Raw genomic sequence first — 19,761 nt, forward strand, 5'->3', positions numbered from 1 at the left:
TTAACGCGACTATTCTGTATTTCCGACAGGTATAACTACCGTAAATATACTACCCTTTACCGGATCACTTTCAACAAATATTTCACCGTTGTGCAGCTGAAGACAAGCTTTTACCACAGCCAGTCCCAGACCTGAACCTTTGGCGTGCCGCGAGTTGCTGGCACGATAAAACGGATCGAAGATAAACTGCATATCCTGGGGGGGGACACCTATGCCTTTATCAGCTACCTTAAAGTTGATATATCCCTTTTCGCCAGGGTAAACGGAAAAACTGACGTTTTGTTTCTTATCGGAATAATTCAGGGCATTCTGAAGAAGATTGATAAAAATATGCCGGAACAGGTTTTCATCAATAAAAGCCGTGTCAACCCCATCGGCAATTGTCAGGTCAATGCGGTTGGGGACCAGTTCCATTTCATTCATCTCATCAACGACAGCCTGGCAGAGTTCATGAACTTTACACAGTGAAGGCTTGAAATCGAGTTTACCCTTTCCAGAAGCATCAATAATTGTCACTTTGTCAAGCACCCTGAGCAACGATTTTACCGCCATCCGGCTCAGCTCAAAAGCATCATGAATGGTTTCTTCATCAAGCTCAAACCGGTACTTCTCAAGCAACTGCAGATTGCTGTAGATAATGGAGAGGGGGGTACGGAATTCATGAGAAACGGTGGAAATATACCTTGATTTTACCTGGCTGAGCTCAATCTCATGCTGAAGTGATGTGCTCATCGCCTCCTGCCTGGTTTTGCGGTCGGTAATGTCACGGATCATTCCGTGTACCCCCTGAATGTTGTTATCTGCATCAATAAAAGGAGAAGACGACACCTCGGCCCATCTGACCGAATTATCTTTCCTGATAAATTTTACTTCGAAACATACCGGTCTGATCTCAGATTTGCTGATTTTCCCGGCTGCAAACAAAGGCTGGTATTCTTCCCATATCCTGTTTACAATTTCTATTGAATCCGGAGAAACAATCCCTGACAGGGGCCGGCTCAGAAGTTCCTCCACAGCATATCCGGTCAGCGCCCTGATTGAAGGGCTTAAAAAGGTGACTTTACCCGAAGTACTGACAACACAAAAGACATCAGACATGTTGTCCGCCACCAGATCGAACAATACATCGCTGCCGGAAAGCTTTAACCGGGATTCGGAAATTCCTGAAATATCCCTGATAGTTACCAGTAAACCGGTTTCGCTGCCAGGACTGAGCGGAAATCTGCTGACAAGAAAGAGACTGGTGTTTTCCTGACGGGCGACCACTTCCACGGCCTCCTCCAGCCTTTTCTGACGAATTGCGTCAAGATTCCTTTTATAGAAATCCTCATTTATCAGATAATCCATCGCGGCCTGCCAGGGTGCCGGCAATTGTCTGAGGCAATCTGCAAGCCCGCCTTCAAGCGCCGCTCCGTTAAAATAAAAGCCAAGAGGAGATCCGTCTTTACCGGTATAACAGGTTAACAATCCTGAATCCTGAATTTCTGAAATCAGCGCACGTTGGTTTTCAGGCGTAAACTGTGGCCGCAGGTTTTCGATATCCGGAGGTGTTTTCATTCACAGACTTTAATGATTTCTGAAGGTTTTTCAGACAGATCAACAAAATTAATTATTTATCGGCTCTGTTTTCAGGATATTCTCAGATTCTCCCCGACAAACACAGGCAAAAACACCTGCAGTTGAGCGATTATAAAAACAATGCAACTTCAATTGCTGCACTCTTTGAAGACGGATTAACTGAAAGCCGTACGGCCGGCATGTTGAACTCTGCATGAATTAGCTGAATTTCAGCAACAATACAAATCATTAACCGGCAATATATTAATAGGTAAAAACATAAATTGTAACCGGCTTATATCCTGTCAAAAGAGGAGCAAAAAACAGCTGCAGCAATCTTCCGGCAATATGGAAGGATCTGACGACCGCATTAAAACTATCATTATTTTTATAAAGCAGGAGAAACCGGTCTTCTGCAAGAATCCTTTACCGGCAGGCCGGGTAAAATCATTGTAAAAAAAATTGTGAATAGTTGTAACATTTATGACGTTAAATTGTCATACTCTCAACCGACTGAATTAAATCAGGGCAGATGACAACAGCGGAGTACAACAGGTGCGTGGACGCACATGCCGACGGCGTTTACAGGTTTATCCTCAAAAACATAGGGGATGAAGAGCGCGCACGCGACATTGTACAGGAGTCATTTTCAAGAATGTGGGAGAAGTCAGGGGAAGTTTCATTTGAGAAAGCGAAATCATATCTTTTCACAACTGCCTATCACAACATGATTGATGACATCAGAAGGGAGAAGCGCAACAGCAGGCTGAATGAAGCCCAGTTTGATACATTGACGGTGAATCACGGGTTCAGTGACCTACAGGAAGTGCTTAATGCTGCCCTGAACACCCTGCCGGAAATTCAGCGGGTTGTCATCACCCTGAGGGATTACGAGGGTTATCCTTACGATGAGATCGGAGAGATTACCGGATTAAGCGAATCACAGGTTAAAGTCTATATATACCGTGGAAGGGTTGCCCTGAAAAATTACATCGGCAGCCTCGACCGCGTCATCTGAATCACCGCACTGAAGCTATGGAAAGCAGAAAGATCAACAGGCAAAACTATGAGGAATATATTTCCGATTATCTCGACGGAACCGCCGGTCCGGTTGAGGCTGCCGAACTGTTGCTGTTCCTTGAGCAGAATCCGGATATCAAAGAAGAAGTTGAAGGAATCAATGAAATTGTGCTGAGCAATGAGTCTCAAACCGGATATCCGTTCAAGGAGGCATTGAAAGCAGGCTTCGATCAGGACGCTGAACTTATCACTGAAGAGAACTCAGATTATTATTTTATCGCGTTTCACGAAAACGACCTGTCAGAAGCAGGCAAACGCAATGTTGAATCCTTCCTAAACAGTCACCCGTCGCTCCGGGCCGGCTTTGAACTTTTTGCCGGATGCAAGGTAGCAGCCAACCAGGAAATTAAATTCCCCGATCGTGAAAAAATCAAAAAACCTGTCCCAATAATCAGCATGGGCTTTATGCATTATGCTGTGCTGGCCGCTTCCATTCTGATCCTGATCTCTGTTTATTTAAGGATACAGCCCGAAGGAGAAGATGCCATCAGGGAATCCCTTGGAGGCTACGAAACCCCTGTTATTATTGAGCAGCCGGCTGTCACCGGCATGCCCTCTGCTCATGATGATGAAACAGTTACTGCACCGTCAGAACAGGCAAATAAAAAAGTTCCGGAAATAAACACTGCCAGGCCGGCTGCGCCTGAAATACAAAGGCAACCACCGCTTGAAAGGATCCCCATACGTGAAGGCAACCTGAATGTAAGCGAACCATTTATTGGCAATGCCAGGGATTTATATTCCGGCCTGTATGATGATATCCGCCTTTCGCAGGAGATTTTGCTCGCTTATTACGAAGAAACAAACAGCGAACCCACTGAAAAAAAAGGTTTTTCTGCAGGAAGGCATTTACCCGGCCTGATCCGCAGCGGAGCACAGGTCATCAATCAGGTTCCTGAATCGCTGAACGCCTGGATGCTGGCGGATCTGGGCATTAACGGCTTCAATATGATCACCGATAATGAACTGAAACTCGAAAGGCAGATCAACCCTTCAGGCAAAACGGAAAACGTAAGGCTGCTTAACGGCGAGACCGCCTATTCACTCCGCAGAAATCCCAACTGACCTTTATTTAAGAATTCCCCGGTTTCCCGGTATCTCTCTTTACAGGAATTAATTGCCGGAAAGTAAGGCGGATCAGGGATGTACGGAAAAATTAACTGCCACTTGTAACATTTCGCCAATACTTCCCGTCACAAAGAAAAACGCAATCCAGAAATAATCTACCATGAAAAAGCTCACTACACTCAGAACAAAAGTCTTCGCGGCCGTAATGCTCGCCATGGCTACAGTTACGGCGACTGCCCAGACAAACGGAAGCGGGAAACTGGTAAAACAGGACCGTGATCTTCCGGGATTTACCGAAATCGAAGTCGGAAGTGCATTTTCGGTCAAAGTATCTCAGGGCGATGTTATCCATGTTACCGTAGAAACCGACGACAACTATCTGGACAAGATTGAAACGGTGGTAAAAGACAACCGCCTGCACATCAACTCCATGGGAATGAAAAACCCTTCTGCAATGAGGGTTTTTATTCAAATGCCCGATTTGAAACTACTGGACATCAGCGGGGCTGCAAGAATTGAATCTGAAGGGGGCATTACCGGCACAACGCTTGATGTTATAGCATCGGGTGCCTCAAAAGTCAAATTTGACCTGAACTTAGAGCTGCTGAATTCAAAGATCAGCGGGGCTTCCAAGGTAGATCTCAATGGCAATGCATCTGTACACCGGGCTGAAATCTCAGGTGCCTCAAACCTGAATGCCTTGAACCTTAAGACTCTTACAACCAATGCCCGGGTAAGCGGCGCCGGCAAAGCCATTATATTTGCCAGGGATGAAATTACCGCCGAACTGAGCGGAGCCGGATCACTTTCCTATTTCGATAACGATCAACTCATTAAAATCAGCAAATCCGGCACACACACCATTATTCCGCAAGACCCCGGATCAGGGCCGGCAGAAGAAATCAGTGCCAAATTAGAAACAACCGATGCCGGCGATTCTACCATTGTAAAAATCGGTGACATTGAGGTTTCCGTCCGCGAAGGAGATCCGACAAAGATTACCATCGGAGGATCAGAACTTGAGGTGGATGACGATGGCAATGTAAATTTTAAACGCAAAAAACAAACCCGTTACGACGGTCACTGGGGTGGATTTGAACTTGGCGTTAACGGATATGTAAATCGTGACGGGCAATTTGACATGCCTGAGGGATATGATTTCCTGGACCTCAGGATGGAAAAATCAGTGAATGTTAAACTCAACTTTTTCGAGCAGAACTTCAATCTTATTTCAAACAAGTTCGGGCTCACCACCGGACTGGGCTTCGAATGGAACAATTATCGCTTCGACAATAAGGTGGTGCTCAAAAAAGAAGGGAACGACATTATTGATGATTTTGAATCATCTCCCCGTGATTATACCAAAAGCAAGCTGGTGGTCAACTATCTGAACCTTCCTATACTCCTTGAATATCAGACAAACAGATTTTCTAAGAAAAATTCTTTCCACATCGGTGCCGGTCTCCAGACGGGACTCAGAATAGGTTCCCACACCAAGCTGGTTTACCAGGATGATGGCAGAAAGAAAAAGGACAAGGATCCCGGCGATTACCACATCAACCCATTCAAATATGACCTTATGGTAAGAATCGGATGGGGCAAACTGAACCTCCACGCCAATTACTCTCTGAACACCCTTTTCAAAAATAACCGCGGTCCGGAACTCTACCCGTTTACTGTAGGCATTGCGCTTGCAAGCTGGTAAAAAACCGGAAGTGGTCTGCCCGATGCTGCCCCCTGAACGGAGGCAGCATTTTTCGTTTCAGGAAAAAATATTATTTTTACAGACCCAAAAACACCTTCACTGAAGGCATTTGCAGACAATGATTTCAATACATTCAAAATTTCAGGTTTATGTCAGGACACAATAAATGGTCAACCATCAAACGTAAAAAGGGAGCGCTCGATGCAAAGCGGTCAAAGATTTTCTCGAGGATTATTAAAGAAATAACAGTAGCGGTTAAGGAGGGAGGACCTGATCCTGACGGCAATCCCCGGTTACGCCTGGCCATTTCGAATGCCAAAGGAGCCAGTATGCCCAAGGAGAATATTACCCGGGCAATCAACAAGGGCTCCGACAAAGATGCGGCCAATTATACCGAAATCACTTACGAAGGCTACGCACCCAACGGCGTAGCGATTTATCTTGAATGCACCACAGATAATCAGCAGCGCACCATCAGCAACATCCGTTCCTATTTTAACAAATTCGGCGGCAGCCTTGGGACCAACGGTTCACTTACTTTCCTTTTCGACCGGAAAGGTGTTTTCAACATCCCCAAAGGCAGTATCAATCTGGATGAATTTGAAATGGAAGTCATTGATGCCGGAGCTGAAGACATTCAGGTTGAAGACGACATGATCACGGTAACCACTGCCATGGAAGATTTCGGGGCAATGATGAAGAAACTGGAAGAACTGGGTATAGAACCTGAAAATGCGGAACTGCAGCGCCTGCCAAAAAACACGGTAAAGGTAGATAATGAGGCGGCAAAAAAGGTACTCAGGCTGATCGATCTGTTTGAAGATGACGACGACATCACGAACGTATTTCATAATCTTGAACTGACCGATGAACTGATGGAGGAAATGGAGTAACCGCTGTATTTTCCAATACAAAACAGAGGGTCGCCCTGAAAAGAGCGACCCTCTGTTTTGTAATCAACCGGTTAAACTACTTCAGGCTGTTGACAATCTCATAGGTATCAAGCGCAATTACCAACTCTTCATTGGTAGGAATCACCATCACCTTAATCCGTGAATCATCCTTGGTAAGAATGGCTTCTTTTCCGCGCAGGCCTTCATTTTTAGCCTGATCGAACTCAAGACCCATAAATTCCATATCTTTTGTAGTAAGATACCTGGTCATGGAATCATTTTCGCCAACGCCGCCGGTGAATACGATGACGTCCACTCCGCCCATTGCGGCAGCATATGCGCCAATATACTTTCTGATGCGGTAATAATACATTTCCAGCGTGACCTTTGCCCGCGCGTTGCCTTCGGCGGCAGCATGCTCAACATCGCGCATATCGGAAGACACCCCTGAGACACCAAGCATACCGCTGTGTTTATTTACGAGGGTATTGGCAATGGCGATATCAATTTCTTCCTTGTTCATAATCTGTATAAAGGCTCCGATATCGAGATCGCCGGTGCGGGTTCCCATCATCAGGCCCTCAATCGGGGTCATACCCATGGATGTGTCGAGCGACTTACCGTTTTTAATGGCGGCAATGGACGCGCCGTTACCCAGATGGCACGTAATGATCTTAAGTTCTTCGAGTTTCTTCCCGAACATTTCAGCGGCCCGCTGAGAAACATAACGATGGCTCGATCCGTGAAAACCGTACCTGCGGATCTTATACTTCTCATAAAGCGAATATGGAATGCCATACAGGTATACATAGTCCGGCATAGTCTGGTGGAAAGCGGTATCAAACACACCTACCTGAGGAATTTCGGGCAAGAGTTTGGTGATGGAATAGATACCCTTAAGGTTGGGCGGGTTGTGCAGCGGCGCAAGGTCGATACACTCTTCGAGCGCTGCAACCACCTCAGGCGTTATGTAGACGCTGCCGTTAAACTTTTCACCGGCATGAACCACCCGGTGACCAACAGCCTGAATCTCATCAAGGCTCTTCATGCTGCCGTATTTTTCACTGATCAGGATTCCCAGAAGATATTCAATGCCTATCTGATGGTCCAGGATTTCCCCTTCCAGTTTAACTTCAGTGCCATCCTTGCGCGAATGTTTGATCAGCGAACCCTTCAGGCCGATTTTGTCCACCAGCCCTTTGGCCAGTACTTCTTTTGAAGGAAGATCAAAAAGTTGGTATTTTATCGATGAACTGCCACAGTTCAATACTATTATCTTCATTGCATCAATATTTTGTCAATTAAAACTCGGATTTGCAGCTCTATCCCCTGCCCAGGCTTGTGATGGAACCTTTTTTAACGAGGCGTTTGTTGCCCTGATAAAGGTAAAAGCCTTCTCCAACGCGGCGGCCTACCAGGTTGGCCCTCACCAGGCGTTTGAGAACCGGGGAAGGTTTATACTTGTGCTCCCCGAACTCGGTATAAAGATTTTCCATCCATTTAAGCACCTTGTCAAGACCTATTTTGTCGGCCATTTCAAAAGGGCCGAGTTGCAATCCGGAGGTCTCTTTCATGGTTTCATCAATATCTGAAACAGTAGCCACCCCTTCCATCAGGATTTCGCAGGCTTCATTGATCAGCGGAACCAGCATACGCGTGCTGATGTTACCGGCGGATTCATTCACACTGATCAGCCTTTTCCCTATAAGGAGCGCCAGCTTACTGACCACGGCGAAGGTTTCATCGGTAGTATAAACCGAACGTACCGCTTCGATGATCTTAATTTTTCCAACCGGCGAGAAGAAATGCAGTCCCATGGCGCGGCCCGGATTTTTCAACACTGAGGATATTTCCGAAATCATCAGTGTTGCGGTATTGGATGCAATCACCGCTTCGGGAGATACCACTGCCTCGATCTTTCTGAAGATATCCTGGCGAAGATCAAGACTGGTTCCTTTCTTTTTTGAATTCACCGTTTCGAAAACGATATCGCAGTCGGCAAGTGTTGAATAATCTGTAGACCCCTTGATCCGCGAAAGGATAAGTTTTTTCTCACTACCTGTAAGGCCCCATTTACTGATTCTGTCATCCAGCTGCTGCTCGATGCGCCTGAAAACTTCCGCGATGCGATCATCCGAAATATCAATAAATGCCACTTCAATTCCCGACTGACTGATGAGCACCGAAATTTCCTGGCCCATAGTGCCACACCCGACAACACCGACCTTCTGGATGCTGCCCTTCGGTTGCATTGATTTGCCCAGGCTAAAATCTTCTAATCTTTCTGACATTTTAATCTGATTTATGATGTTAAATATTAAAAACTTAATGGTTACATTCCGGCGCTCTGCGTGGCTGTGATGGCAACGAGGTTCACAATATCGCTCACCGAACATCCCCTGGAAAGATCATTGATGGGGGCGGCCATTCCCTGGAGTACAGGGCCGATGGCTTCGGCTCCGGCCAGGCGCTGCACAAGCTTGTAGGCAATATTACCCGTTTCAAGGCTTGGGAAAACCAATACATTGGCTTTACCGGCAATCAGGCTGCCCGGAGCTTTGTGTATCCCGACCGACTCAACAATGGCCGCATCGGCCTGCAATTCCCCGTCGATCTGAAGCCAGGGTGCCTTCTCCTTTGCAATGCGCGTGGCTTCAATCACCTTATCACACAGGGCGTGTTTGGCACTTCCTTTTGTGGAAAAACTAAGCATGGCTACCCTTGGTTCCAGGCCGGCAATAGATTGCGCGGTGCGTGCAGTGGAGATGGCAATTTCGGCCAGCTCTGAGGCAGTGGGATCAGGATGCACGGCACAATCGGCAAAAACGAGGATATTCTCCGGCACATAAGGATTATCCTTCAGAATCATCAGGAATGCACCGGAAACCACACTGATTCCGGGCATTGTTTTAACAATCTGAAATGCAGGGCGCAACACATTTCCCGTTGAATTCATCGCTCCGGCCACCTCCCCGTCGGCTTCTCCTGCTTTGATCAAAAGGGTGGCAAGATAAAGCGGATCTTCAGTAAGAACAAGTGCTTCTTCATAGGTAAGACCCTTGCTTTTTCTGATTTCATAAAGCAACTCGGCATACTTTTCTTTATCCGGATTGTTAAGGGGATCAATAATCCGGGCGTTGGTTGTAAACTGCAAGCTCCACTCCTGACTTTTCCGTTCAATTTCGGTCTTGTTACCCAGTAATATAATCCTGGCAAGCTTTTCTTTAAGAATATAGTCTGCGGCCTTCAGTGTCCGCTCTTCGGTACCTTCGGGTAAAACAATGCACTTGCTGAGTTTCTGTGCATTCTCCCTTATGGTTTTCATTAAAGTCATGGAAAAAAATCAGGTTAGTATGAATGTTAAAAGGTGAAAATCAGGCGGCAAATTTAGAACTTAATCAGGAGTGTTCCTAAGCAATTCCATCATAATTTATCATAATACCGGTTGAATTTTAAGTTACAATTTCCCTGCAGGAAGGCTGACCGGTTTAACCCGGATTAAGTATTTGAAAAGGCTTCAACGGTTATGTGTTTTTAATCAGAACAATAATCATTACGCTGAACAGACACTGAACCCGGGTTACCTGCATAAAATCAATGGTTCAGCCCACCCGGGCTTCTTGTTGACTAATCAGTTTCTAAAATAATGCTCCTGAAGTTCAGTATACACAAAGTGGGAGAAATTTAGATTAATTTTGCACCCCGGATGGCAGCTCAGAATTCTTACAACCAGCATCAGGGAAGCGGTACTCCCTTTTTGATACAGCATGCCGATACAGTTCCTGCGGTGGATACTGTGCCAGACTATTACAGTTTTCTGGTTGACAGTCTGAATTCCCCCCTGCCGGACACCGTGTTCAGGTTCGAGCTCAGCGAGATCATTCTCCCCGCTCCCGCCACCGACAGTACCGCCACCGGTCCTGTCTATGATATGCCTTCTTTGTTAACGATTCAACACCATCATGCAAAGCAAAAGGTCGAGCCCCTGCAGAGAACAGCGCAGGGATACGACTGGCTCACCATCCTCCTGCTGGCTTGTGTTGCAATCCTGGCCTGGATAAGATTTTATTATACCAGAAGATTAAAACAATTATTCAGGGCAGTCTACGCAAGGCACCATGTAAATCAGCTGGTGAGGGACGGTAATTTGAGCAGTGAGCGGATCACTTTTGGCCTCTGGCTGATTCTTGTTACCGGAGCGGGTACGCTGATATTGAAATTGTCAGGGGGCAACCTTAACGAATTGCTTGGGCTCAAAAGCTCATTCTTCACATTTATGGTTATTGCCGCAGCCCTGAGCCTTCTTTGGCTGTTCAAGCTCCGGGTGATCAAAGGGCTTGGCAACTTATTCAGGACCAGACAGGCAGCCGACGAATACCTCCTGACAAATGTGTTGTTTAATATTACCGCCGGATTAGTGGCATTTCCTTTTATCATCGCCTGGCATTTCAGTCAGCTTCAGGTGCTGCTGTATCTGATTCTGGCTATTTTTCTTATCTCCTCAGCAATGAGGATGTTAAGAAATATTTCAATCGGGTTGTCGGTGCAATCGTTTTCGGTTGTGTATTTATTTTTGTATCTTTGCACCCTCGAAATTTTACCGTTTCTGTTTGTGTACAAATTTTTCACAATACTAGACTGGTAAGCAATTGCGATAAAAACACCGGAAGAAGTTATCCTAAGTAAAATTGTAAATTGCAGAAAAATTGAAGATTAAACAAGTACTTATTTCGCAGCCAAAGCCTGCTGAAATTGAAAAGTCGCCTTATTTCGATCTGATAAAGAAGCACAACCTTTGTGTTGACTTTTACAAGTTCTTTAAAATTGAGGGCCTGAGTTCCATTGATTTCAGGAAAGAAAACAAGGTCAGGCTTGCCGATCAGACAGCCGTAATCTTCACCAGCAAGCATGCGGTAGATCATTTCTTCCGCCTGGCAGGTGAACTACGCGCAGAGATCCCGGAAACAATGAAATATTTCTGCTCGTCCGAATCAACGGCTTACTATTTACAGAGATACATCCAGTACAGAAAGAGAAAGATCTTCTTTAGCAACAAGGAAGCATCGGACCTTGTTGACATCATCAGGAAGCACAAATCTGAAAAATACCTGCTTCCCTGTAACGAAGATCACAACAATGAATTATCAGATTTGCTTGACGTTCAGAAGATCGCTTACTCCAAAGCCGTTATGTACCGGACAGTTTCGGATGATATGACCTTTCTTGACCTGAACAAGTACGATTTACTGGTATTTTTCAGTCCGGCCGGAATTAAATCACTTCAGAAGAACTTCCCCGACTTCACACAGGGCGAAAAAATCATTGGGGTTTTCGGGCATACGACTGCTGAGGCTGCTAAAGAAGCAGGGCTGAATGTGATTATTGAAGCGCCAACGGTAACGGCTCCCTCAATGGCTAAAGCCATTGAACAGTATTTAGCAGCCAACAACAAATCGAAGTAAGCAGAAGCTCCTGTTGCCCGGGGCCTTCCCTACTGCCATCAAACATGCAATGGCCGTTGCTATGCAAACATTTAGGAAAAACGAGCGTTTATGCAGTGCAACAGAAATAGACAGGCTCTTTCGTGAGGGCAAAACTTTATTCAGGCATCCACTTAAACTCATCTGGCTACCAGCAGCCTGGGAAGGGCCTCCGGTCGTTAAAGTAATCATCAGTGTCCCAAAACGCAACTTCAGGCATGCGGTTTCCCGTAACCGGATCAGGCGCATGATCAGGGAGTGTTACCGGAAAAATAAATGGATATTGTCGGAAGGTCTTGGTGATCAAAAGTGCACGCTCGGCCTGGTATTTTCCGGCAAAGAAATTCCTCAGTACATCAAACTGGAACCGATAATAATTCAATTGTTTCGGCGTTTAATTCAAGAACATGAAAAAGCTGCTGGTTAATATAATGGTTGGGATGATCCGGTTATACCAGGGGGCCATTTCACCCTATCTTCCGCCATCGTGCCGTTACACACCCACATGCTCTCAATACGGAGTGGAAGCATTGCGTAAACACGGACCGCTGAAAGGCGGCTGGCTGACTTTGAAAAGAATACTTTCATGCAATCCGTGGGGCGGAAGCGGCTATGATCCTGTTCCATGAAAAAGTTCTCTAACCCGATAAAGATGATACAGATTTACAAAGCGCTGATCAGCATCACATTGTCCTTGTTGCTGGCATTTACAGCCCAGACACAGATAACTTCTTCGAGCTTCGAGATATCGAAAAATCTTGACATTTTCGCAACCATGTATAAAGAACTCAACAACAACTATGTTGATGAACTTAACCATGGCGAACTGATCAAGACCGGGATTGATGCCATCCTGGATAAACTGGATCCTTATACCGTATTTATTTCAGAAGCAGAAATTGAAGATTTCAATTTCATGACCACAGGCCAGTATGGCGGCATCGGCGCCCTGATTCACAAACAGGGCGATTTCATCGTGATTTCGGAACCATACGAAGGATCTCCGGCCATGAAGGCCGGACTTTTACACGGCGACCGCATCCTTAAAGTCAACGATAAAGATACTAGGGGCAAATCGGTGAGTGATGTCAGCAGTGTGCTCAAGGGCCAGCCCGGCACTAAACTCAAGGTTCTTGTTGACCGCGACGGAGAAAAATCCCCGCTCGAAAAAGAGATTATCCGTGAAAACGTGTCCATTCCCAATGTAACGCACTCAATGATGCTCAGCGATGGAACAGGATACATCAAGTTAAGCGGTTTTACCCAGAACTCCGGTAAAGAATTTAAGGAAGCCTTTCTTAAGCTGAAGGAAGGCGGGAACATGAAAGGGCTCATCATTGATCTGCGCGACAATGGAGGCGGGCTGATGAACGAAGCAGTAAACATTACCAATCTTTTTGTAAAAAAGGGAGAACTGGTAGTAAGTACAAAAGGCAAGTCACCCGACAGGAATAAGTCCTACAAGACTTTTATTCAGCCCGTTGATACCGAAATGCCTCTGGTAGTGCTGGTAAACGCATACAGCGCTTCTGCCTCAGAGATTGTTGCCGGCGCGCTTCAGGACCTCGACAGGGCCGTGATCATCGGAGAACGGACTTTCGGAAAAGGGTTGGTGCAGAACATCATCCCCCTGAGTTATAATACCCAGATGAAGGTAACAGTGGCAAAATATTATATCCCCAGCGGCCGATGCATTCAGGCTATAGACTACGGCCATAAAGACAGCACAGGCCGCTCGGCAAAAATACCCGATTCGCTGATCAATACCTTTAAAACCAGGTCGGGAAGACTGGTTTATGACGGTGGTGGCATCATTCCCGATATCCTTACCGAGCAACCGATGCTGAGCAATATCTCCATGAGCCTGATCAGCCGGTACCTGATTTTTGATTACGCCAATAAGTTCAGGCGGGAGCATACCACCATCCTCCCGGCCGGTGATTTTACCATCACCGATGAAATCTACACTGATTTTGTCGGCTGGCTTCAGGACAAGGACTACGATTATACCACACGCAGTGAAAAAATGCTGAGTGAACTGAAAAAAACGGCTGAATCAGAGAAATATTTCGATGAACTGAAAAACGAGTTTGAAATGCTGCAGTCGAAAATGATGCATAATAAGCAGGCCGATCTCGATAAGTTCAGGGATGAAATCAAATCATTGCTGCGCAACGAAATTGTATCCAGGTACTATGCCCAGAAAGGGCGGGTTGAAGCTGCAGTCACGGAAGACACGGAAATCAAGAAGGCCATTGAAGTGATTGGTAATCAGCAGACATACAAAACCATTTTAAGCGGCACAGACATCACATCCAAATCCAAATCATAAATCGGAGAGGCACCGGAAAAATGGCTGGTTTATCAAAGATCACCATGAAGATCAACACCGATGCATCATCGTTGATGTTCTATACATTGGTGTTGCTTGCCATTTCCATCCCCCTTTCTGAATTCGGCATGAGTATTTCGCAGTTTATCCTCCTTGGAATATGGATTTTCCAGGGAAGCGGGACTTATGCCGCAGGGTGTTACGGTAGTAATGGAAAGATGCAGCGGATGCTTTTCAGCATCAGGAATATCCTGATAAGCCTGTCGGGTAAGTTCAGGATGTTGTTCAACAATCCGGCTGCCATGGTTGTGGTATCACTGTATCTTCTGCATGTTGCCGGCACCCTGTACTCCTCTGATCTGAATTACGCCCTGAAGGACCTCCGGATTAAACTTCCGCTGCTGAGTATACCTGTAATCCTGGCCACATCTCCCGGGATTTCAGCCGGAAGGTTTCGGAAACTTATGATTTTCTTTACCCTTGCCGTTTTTACCGGAACACTCGCAAGTACTTACGTGCTGCTGACAAAAAATGTGAGCGACCCCAGGGATCTGAGTATTTTTATTTCACATATCCGGTTCAGCCTGACCATTTGCTTTGCCATTTTCATACTGATCTACTTCCTCATTCACAAAAAATACAACCATAAGTTATCCAGGTTCATTATCGCGGCCGGAATCCTATGGTTCCTGCTGTTTCTCTTTATCCTGGAATCCATCACAGGCATATTCATTACCGGTTTACTGACACTTATATTCCTGGGGTATTACATTTTTACCGTGAGAGGACAACTCCTGAGGCTTTCTGTGGCTGTAGCGGGTATAATTTTAACCGTGGCTTCCGTTTATTATTTCAGATCCTTTGTTAAGGATTTTACCAGCGCCAGCCCGGTGGATTTTTCCACCCTTGACAAGTATACCGAATTCGGTACACCCTATATCCATGACACCTGTACATATGGAATTGAAAACGGCCAATTTGTCGGGCTTTTCCTCTGCCCCACCGAATTGAGACATGAATGGAACAAGCGCAGTAAACTCAGTTATGACGGAGTTGATAAAAAAGGTCATGAATTGAATTACACCCTGATACGTTTCCTCCACTCCAAAGGCTACCGGAAAGACGCACGGGGGGTCAGGAAACTCACCGATGCTGAAATAAGGCATATAGAAAACGGGGTAGCCAACGCCGATTACCTTGAAAACTTCAATCTGAAATCGAGATTTGAGCAGATAGCCATGGGTTATTCCAATTATATCAGACATGGCGACCCCAATGCTTCCTCGGTTATGCAGCGTTTCGAATATTGGAAAACTTCAATCCATATTGTGAAAAAGCACTGGCTTACAGGAGTCGGAACCGGTGACCTTAACGATGCCTTTTATAAAGCATATAATGAAACGGGATCCAAACTTCAGGAGGATTACAGAAAGCGATCACACAATCAGTTTCTTGCAATTTTTATTGCATTCGGCGTTTTCGGCCTTGCATGGTTTCTTTTCACCCTGATTTACCCTGCCTTCAAGCTCGGCAAATTCAGTGACTATTACTATGTGGTATTCTTTATCATTATTTTCATGTCCATGCTCACGGAAGACACCCTGGAAACGCAGGCAGGAGCGACTTTCTTTGCCTTTTTCAACGCCCTGCTGCTTTTCGGACGTCGCCGGAATATCGATGACCGGTCGGACTGATTCAGTTATCTGATGATAATAAAATAAAATACTTAAATTAGCAGCTGAAATGCCTCCCTGTTATGGAAGAAAAGAAAATTACCCTGCGCTTCAGATTATCAGATGATGCGGGTGATCTTGAAAATGCTGACAAAGTCCTGTTGGGGAAAGCACGTCAGGCGGCCCTGAATGCTTATGCCCCATACTCAAGGTTCAGGGTGGGAGCAGCCATCCGGATGGCTAACGGCGAGATCATCACAGGAAATAATCAGGAAAATGCGGCCTACCCGTCAGGTTTGTGCGCGGAAAGGGTTGCGCTTTTTGCCGCTTCTGCCCAATTTCCCTCATCAGTTATTGAAGCAATTGCCGTCACCATTGATACCGATACGCATGAAATCATAGAACCGGTTTCCCCTTGCGGAGCCTGCCGGCAGGTACTGGCAGAGTATGAGCACAGACAGGGAAAAGAGATCCGGGTAATATTTTCCGGCGAAACGGGCAAAACGGTCACTGTAGATGGGTTGAATAATCTGCTTCCGATGACCTTTACGGCCAACAACCTGAAGAAGAGCAAATAAGTGCTGTTGTTATCCCTGGGTGCACCTACATCCGAAAGACTTAAAAACGTCCGGTATTTCAGGGCAATGATTATTAACGGCTCTGCTTCCTGCCATCAGGCCGCGATGTACAAATCACAACACTGAATTAATAAATGAGACCATGAGAAGAACACTTTACATTCTGACCCTGTTTATCACGCTCTCCGCCATGCGAAGCGACCTCCCTGCCTATAAATTATACAATGCAAAAGGGAAATCCGTAGAATTCGGCAAATTGGTAAAAGCAGCTTCAGATGCCGATATTGTGCTTTTCGGAGAACTGCACAACAATCCTGTTTGCCATTGGCTGCAACTTGAGCTGACCAGGGCCCTTTACGAACAGCACGGGGATAAACTGATGCTGGGAGCTGAGATGTTCGAGGCAGACAATGCATTGATCATCAATGAATACCTCTCAAAAAAGGTTAACGACAGAAATTTTGAGTCCGAAGCAAGGTTGTGGCCAAATTACAAGACCGACTATAAACCTTTACTGGTTTATGCCAGGGATAACGGGATTCCGTTTATCGCGACCAATATACCGCGCCGCTATGCTTCGCTGGTAAACCGTGAAGGATTTGAAGGATTATCGGCTTTAAGCCCGGAAGCACTGCAATATATTGCCCCTTTGCCACCGGCCTATGACCCTGAATTACCAGGCTATAAAGGAATGATTGAAATGATGGGCGGAGCCGGCGGGCACGTCAATGAGAACCTGCCAAAGGCCCAGGCAATCAAAGATGCCACCATGGCGCACTTTATCCTGAAAAATTTCACAAAAGGAAAGCTGTTTTTACACTTTCACGGGACTTATCATTCCGACAATTATGAAGGCATTATGTGGTACCTGAAAAATCAGAACCCGGACCTTAAAATTCTTACTATAAAAAGTGCGGAACAGGCTTCAGTCGACAGTCTCGAAGTAGCAAACTCAGGAAAAGCGGATTTTACGCTGGTGATTCCTGAAACAATGACCAAAACCCATTAATGATCAGGCCACAAAGGTATAATTAAGGTTAACCACAAAATTCCAGACGGTGACCACGCCGATGGCCAGGAGCTTGGCAAAATAGAAATTAAATTTTGCCTTTGATACCAGGGCCCAAAGCACCAATGTATTTATCAGCAACCCTATCAGGGAAATCAGCAGAAACCGGCCGTATTCAACGGCAATTTCCGGGTTGTTGCTGTGAAATGTCCAGATACGGTTGAGGTAATAATTGCTGCTGGCTGCGATGGTAAATCCAATCGCATTGGAAACATACTTCTGGATTTTAAGCCATTCTTTACAGATGTATGTAAATCCGAAATCGACGAAAACACCGGAAAAACCAACAGCACCGAATTTAACAAACTTGTAGGCTACTTCCTGTGTAAAAATATCAACCATAACAAGACAACTATTGCTTCAACCTTTCAATTTGGATCACAGCTGCACGATCAGGATTTCGCGGTTTCCGTTTCTGATGACTTCAATATTCACCCTGTCACCGGGATTCAGTTTACCCATACGGCCCATGTAATCATATACATTGGCCACCGGCAATCCGTTGATGGCTACGATGATGTCTCCCTTAACCATTCCGGAAAGGGCCGCCGGCCCGTCTTTCCTGACACTTTCCACCTTCATACCGCCGCTGGTTTCGGCACCCGACACATCCGGCATAATGCCCAGGGTAACCTTAAGATTACGGCCATAATGTCCGGCCTGCTGGCGCGAGCCGGATTCACTGAATACAGGTGCCGGGGTCAGCCTTGAGAGTTCTTTTATCAGGGAAGCGATAAAATCTGTCACCTGCTGCTGTCCGGCAGCATTGATGCGTTCAGGAAGATCGTAGGGTGTATGATAATCGGCGTGCGCACCGGTAGAAACGAACAAAACAGGGATTCCTTCCCCGTAAAAAGCGGCATGATCCGAAGGGCCATAGCCGTCGGGGGAACGTTTTACCTCAAAAGGCCTGCCTGATGCAACTATATTCAGCAATGAATCAGCCACGGTAAATGTGCCGGTTCCGGCAATAGTAACAACAGGTTCATCGGTCTTTAACCGTCCGACCATATCCATATTGATCATTGCCTTCACAGATTTCAGGCTGAAAGGCGGATCTGATACGAAATGGCGGGAACCAAGCAACCCCATTTCTTCGGCACCAAAAGCAACAAAAACTATACTTCTCCCGCGATTGATCCCCTGCTGCCCGAACCAGCAGGCCAGTTCAATCAGGGATGCTACCCCTGAGGCATTGTCGTCGGCCCCTGCATGCACTGCCGTGGTGTCGATCATCCGTGAACCCGATCCAGGGCCACCCATACCCAGGTGATCATAATGGGCGCCAATGACGATAAATTCATCTTTCAACAGAGGGTCGCTCCCGGGGATCACAGCAACTACATTACGGCTTGTCACCTTGCTGCGAATCACTTCCGTAGTTACTGAAACTTCAAGGTTCCCGGCAAAATTGATACTTTTACGTCCGGTAAGCATAGACTTCTCGAGAGAATCAACGGCTGAACCGGGCAAACCGAGCAGGAAGGCTGCCAGATTGCGGGTGATGCTGACTACGGGAATCCCGGCATCAGACACCGATTTATCGAATGCGATATCAATGGTACGATCCGAACGTTCGATGGATGAAGGAGAAACCAGCAGGAGACCGGCTGCGCCACGATCGCGGGCGCTCAGGGCTTTTGCCCTGTCGGTAGCAAGGGGAATAAAGGCGCTGTTCGGATTATCAGGCTCCGGATCTCCCCTAAGGGCCATTACCCATTTATCGCGGACATCGATGCCGGAAAAATCATCCCATTTCAATTCCCCGCTTTCTCCTGCAATCCCAAACCCGGCAAAAACCAGGGGTGCCACAGCGCCGGCAGAAGCGGAAAAAGAAAACGGCTGAAAATCCTTTTCAGACGTGAATATTCTGCCTCCGGCTGTAAAGGAGTTTTTTTCACCAGCCTTTACATCAGCTACCAGACTGAAATACTGGTATCCTTCATGCAGCATCAGCGTTGCACCTGCAGCCCTGAACTGATCCCTGATATATGCTGCAGCCATAGAATCACCCGGGGTTCCGGCTTTACGACCGGCAAGTTGCTCAGAGGCAAGATATTCAATGTGTTTCTGCAGCCTTTCGGATGAACCGGCAGCCTCCTGCGCTGAAAGGCGAAAGCCCCCGGTCAGCAGCAATAATGTAATATAAACAGAAGCAAAGTATCTCATTCCAATTCAATTCAAAGGTTAAAAAGCAAAGTATGCAAAAGTAAAAAAAAACCGGCAAGGATTACCGGAGGAACTTAACCACATATCAAAATGAAGAAAAGCCGGGAAGTCCCCGGCTATCTCTCTATTTAAATACGGGAAGCAAGAATTGCTGTTG

General features: G+C 46.2%; 18 protein-coding genes. 12 read left to right on the forward strand and 6 right to left on the reverse strand.

Features of this window, described 5'->3' with window-relative positions; translation table 11 throughout:
* Positions 1-9: 9 nt before the first annotated feature.
* A complete protein-coding gene (locus tag TBC1_RS17025; RefSeq protein ID WP_062045406.1) occupies positions 10-1,557 on the reverse strand; it encodes a sensor histidine kinase in 1,548 nt (515 codons plus the stop codon).
* 532 nt (positions 1,558-2,089) lie between these two features.
* Between TBC1_RS17025 and TBC1_RS17030 the strand changes: the two genes are divergently transcribed.
* The 4 genes from TBC1_RS17030 (at position 2,090) to TBC1_RS17045 (ending at position 6,303) form a co-directional block, all read left to right on the forward strand.
* Positions 2,090-2,575, forward strand: a complete 486-nt coding sequence (locus TBC1_RS17030) for an RNA polymerase sigma factor (protein WP_062045408.1) — start codon at positions 2,090-2,092, stop codon at positions 2,573-2,575.
* A 17-nt stretch (positions 2,576-2,592) separates the two neighbouring features.
* Complete coding sequence (locus tag TBC1_RS17035; protein ID WP_062045410.1) at positions 2,593-3,702, forward strand: anti-sigma factor family protein; 1,110 nt, start codon at positions 2,593-2,595, stop codon at positions 3,700-3,702.
* Between the two features lie 163 nt (positions 3,703-3,865).
* Complete coding sequence (locus tag TBC1_RS17040; RefSeq protein ID WP_062045412.1) at positions 3,866-5,410, forward strand: GIN domain-containing protein; 1,545 nt, start codon at positions 3,866-3,868, stop codon at positions 5,408-5,410.
* A gap of 149 nt (positions 5,411-5,559) precedes the next feature.
* Entirely contained in the window at positions 5,560-6,303 is a 744-nt protein-coding gene (locus TBC1_RS17045; protein WP_062045414.1) for a YebC/PmpR family DNA-binding transcriptional regulator, read from the forward strand.
* A gap of 76 nt (positions 6,304-6,379) precedes the next feature.
* On the opposite strand, the gene TBC1_RS17050 is transcribed toward TBC1_RS17045, so the two are convergent.
* The 3 genes from TBC1_RS17050 to pta are packed head-to-tail and all read right to left on the reverse strand — an operon-like array spanning position 6,380 to position 9,637.
* The gene (locus tag TBC1_RS17050) at positions 6,380-7,585 is read right to left on the reverse strand and encodes an acetate/propionate family kinase (RefSeq protein WP_062045416.1); all 1,206 of its coding nucleotides are present in this window, start codon (positions 7,583-7,585) and stop codon (positions 6,380-6,382) included.
* Positions 7,586-7,625: 40 nt separating this feature from the next.
* Positions 7,626-8,594, reverse strand: a complete 969-nt coding sequence (locus TBC1_RS17055; RefSeq protein ID WP_062045419.1) for a 3-hydroxyacyl-CoA dehydrogenase family protein — start codon at positions 8,592-8,594, stop codon at positions 7,626-7,628.
* A 41-nt stretch (positions 8,595-8,635) separates the two neighbouring features.
* A complete protein-coding gene (gene pta, locus TBC1_RS17060) occupies positions 8,636-9,637 on the reverse strand; it encodes a phosphate acetyltransferase (protein ID WP_062045421.1) in 1,002 nt (333 codons plus the stop codon).
* Positions 9,638-10,009: 372 nt separating this feature from the next.
* On the opposite strand from pta, the gene TBC1_RS17065 reads away from it, so the two are divergent.
* The 8 genes from TBC1_RS17065 (at position 10,010) to TBC1_RS17100 (ending at position 17,375) form a co-directional block, all read left to right on the forward strand.
* Positions 10,010-10,948, forward strand: a complete 939-nt coding sequence (locus TBC1_RS17065) for a DUF4271 domain-containing protein (RefSeq protein ID WP_062045423.1) — start codon at positions 10,010-10,012, stop codon at positions 10,946-10,948.
* Between the two features lie 61 nt (positions 10,949-11,009).
* Entirely contained in the window at positions 11,010-11,765 is a 756-nt protein-coding gene (locus tag TBC1_RS17070; protein ID WP_062045425.1) for a uroporphyrinogen-III synthase, read from the forward strand.
* 49 nt (positions 11,766-11,814) lie between these two features.
* Complete coding sequence (locus TBC1_RS17670) at positions 11,815-12,210, forward strand: ribonuclease P protein component (RefSeq protein WP_082189687.1); 396 nt, start codon at positions 11,815-11,817, stop codon at positions 12,208-12,210.
* A complete protein-coding gene (gene yidD, locus TBC1_RS17080; protein WP_062045429.1) occupies positions 12,191-12,412 on the forward strand; it encodes a membrane protein insertion efficiency factor YidD in 222 nt (73 codons plus the stop codon). The genes TBC1_RS17670 and yidD overlap by 20 nt, the downstream gene beginning before the upstream one ends.
* 23 nt (positions 12,413-12,435) lie before the next feature.
* Positions 12,436-14,115 (forward strand): S41 family peptidase, encoded by a 1,680-nt coding sequence (locus TBC1_RS17085; RefSeq protein ID WP_062045431.1) that lies wholly within the window; start codon positions 12,436-12,438, stop codon positions 14,113-14,115.
* Positions 14,116-14,159: 44 nt separating this feature from the next.
* On the forward strand, positions 14,160-15,809 hold the full coding sequence (locus TBC1_RS17090; RefSeq protein WP_172668930.1) for an O-antigen ligase family protein: 1,650 nt from the start codon (positions 14,160-14,162) through the stop codon (positions 15,807-15,809).
* 62 nt (positions 15,810-15,871) lie between these two features.
* Positions 15,872-16,366, forward strand: a complete 495-nt coding sequence (gene cdd, locus TBC1_RS17095) for a cytidine deaminase (protein ID WP_062045435.1) — start codon at positions 15,872-15,874, stop codon at positions 16,364-16,366.
* Between the two features lie 142 nt (positions 16,367-16,508).
* Positions 16,509-17,375, forward strand: coding sequence for a ChaN family lipoprotein (locus TBC1_RS17100; RefSeq protein ID WP_062045437.1), 867 nt, complete (start codon positions 16,509-16,511; stop codon positions 17,373-17,375).
* A gap of 3 nt (positions 17,376-17,378) precedes the next feature.
* On the opposite strand, the gene TBC1_RS17105 is transcribed toward TBC1_RS17100, so the two are convergent.
* Both TBC1_RS17105 and TBC1_RS17110 read right to left on the reverse strand, forming a co-directional pair.
* A complete protein-coding gene (locus tag TBC1_RS17105; RefSeq protein WP_062045439.1) occupies positions 17,379-17,777 on the reverse strand; it encodes a GtrA family protein in 399 nt (132 codons plus the stop codon).
* Positions 17,778-17,813: 36 nt separating this feature from the next.
* Entirely contained in the window at positions 17,814-19,604 is a 1,791-nt protein-coding gene (locus tag TBC1_RS17110) for a M20/M25/M40 family metallo-hydrolase (RefSeq protein ID WP_062045441.1), read from the reverse strand.
* Between the last annotated feature and the right edge of the window lie 157 nt (positions 19,605-19,761).

The organism is Lentimicrobium saccharophilum (assembly GCF_001192835.1).
Classification (GTDB): Bacteria; Bacteroidota; Bacteroidia; order Bacteroidales; family Lentimicrobiaceae; genus Lentimicrobium; species Lentimicrobium saccharophilum.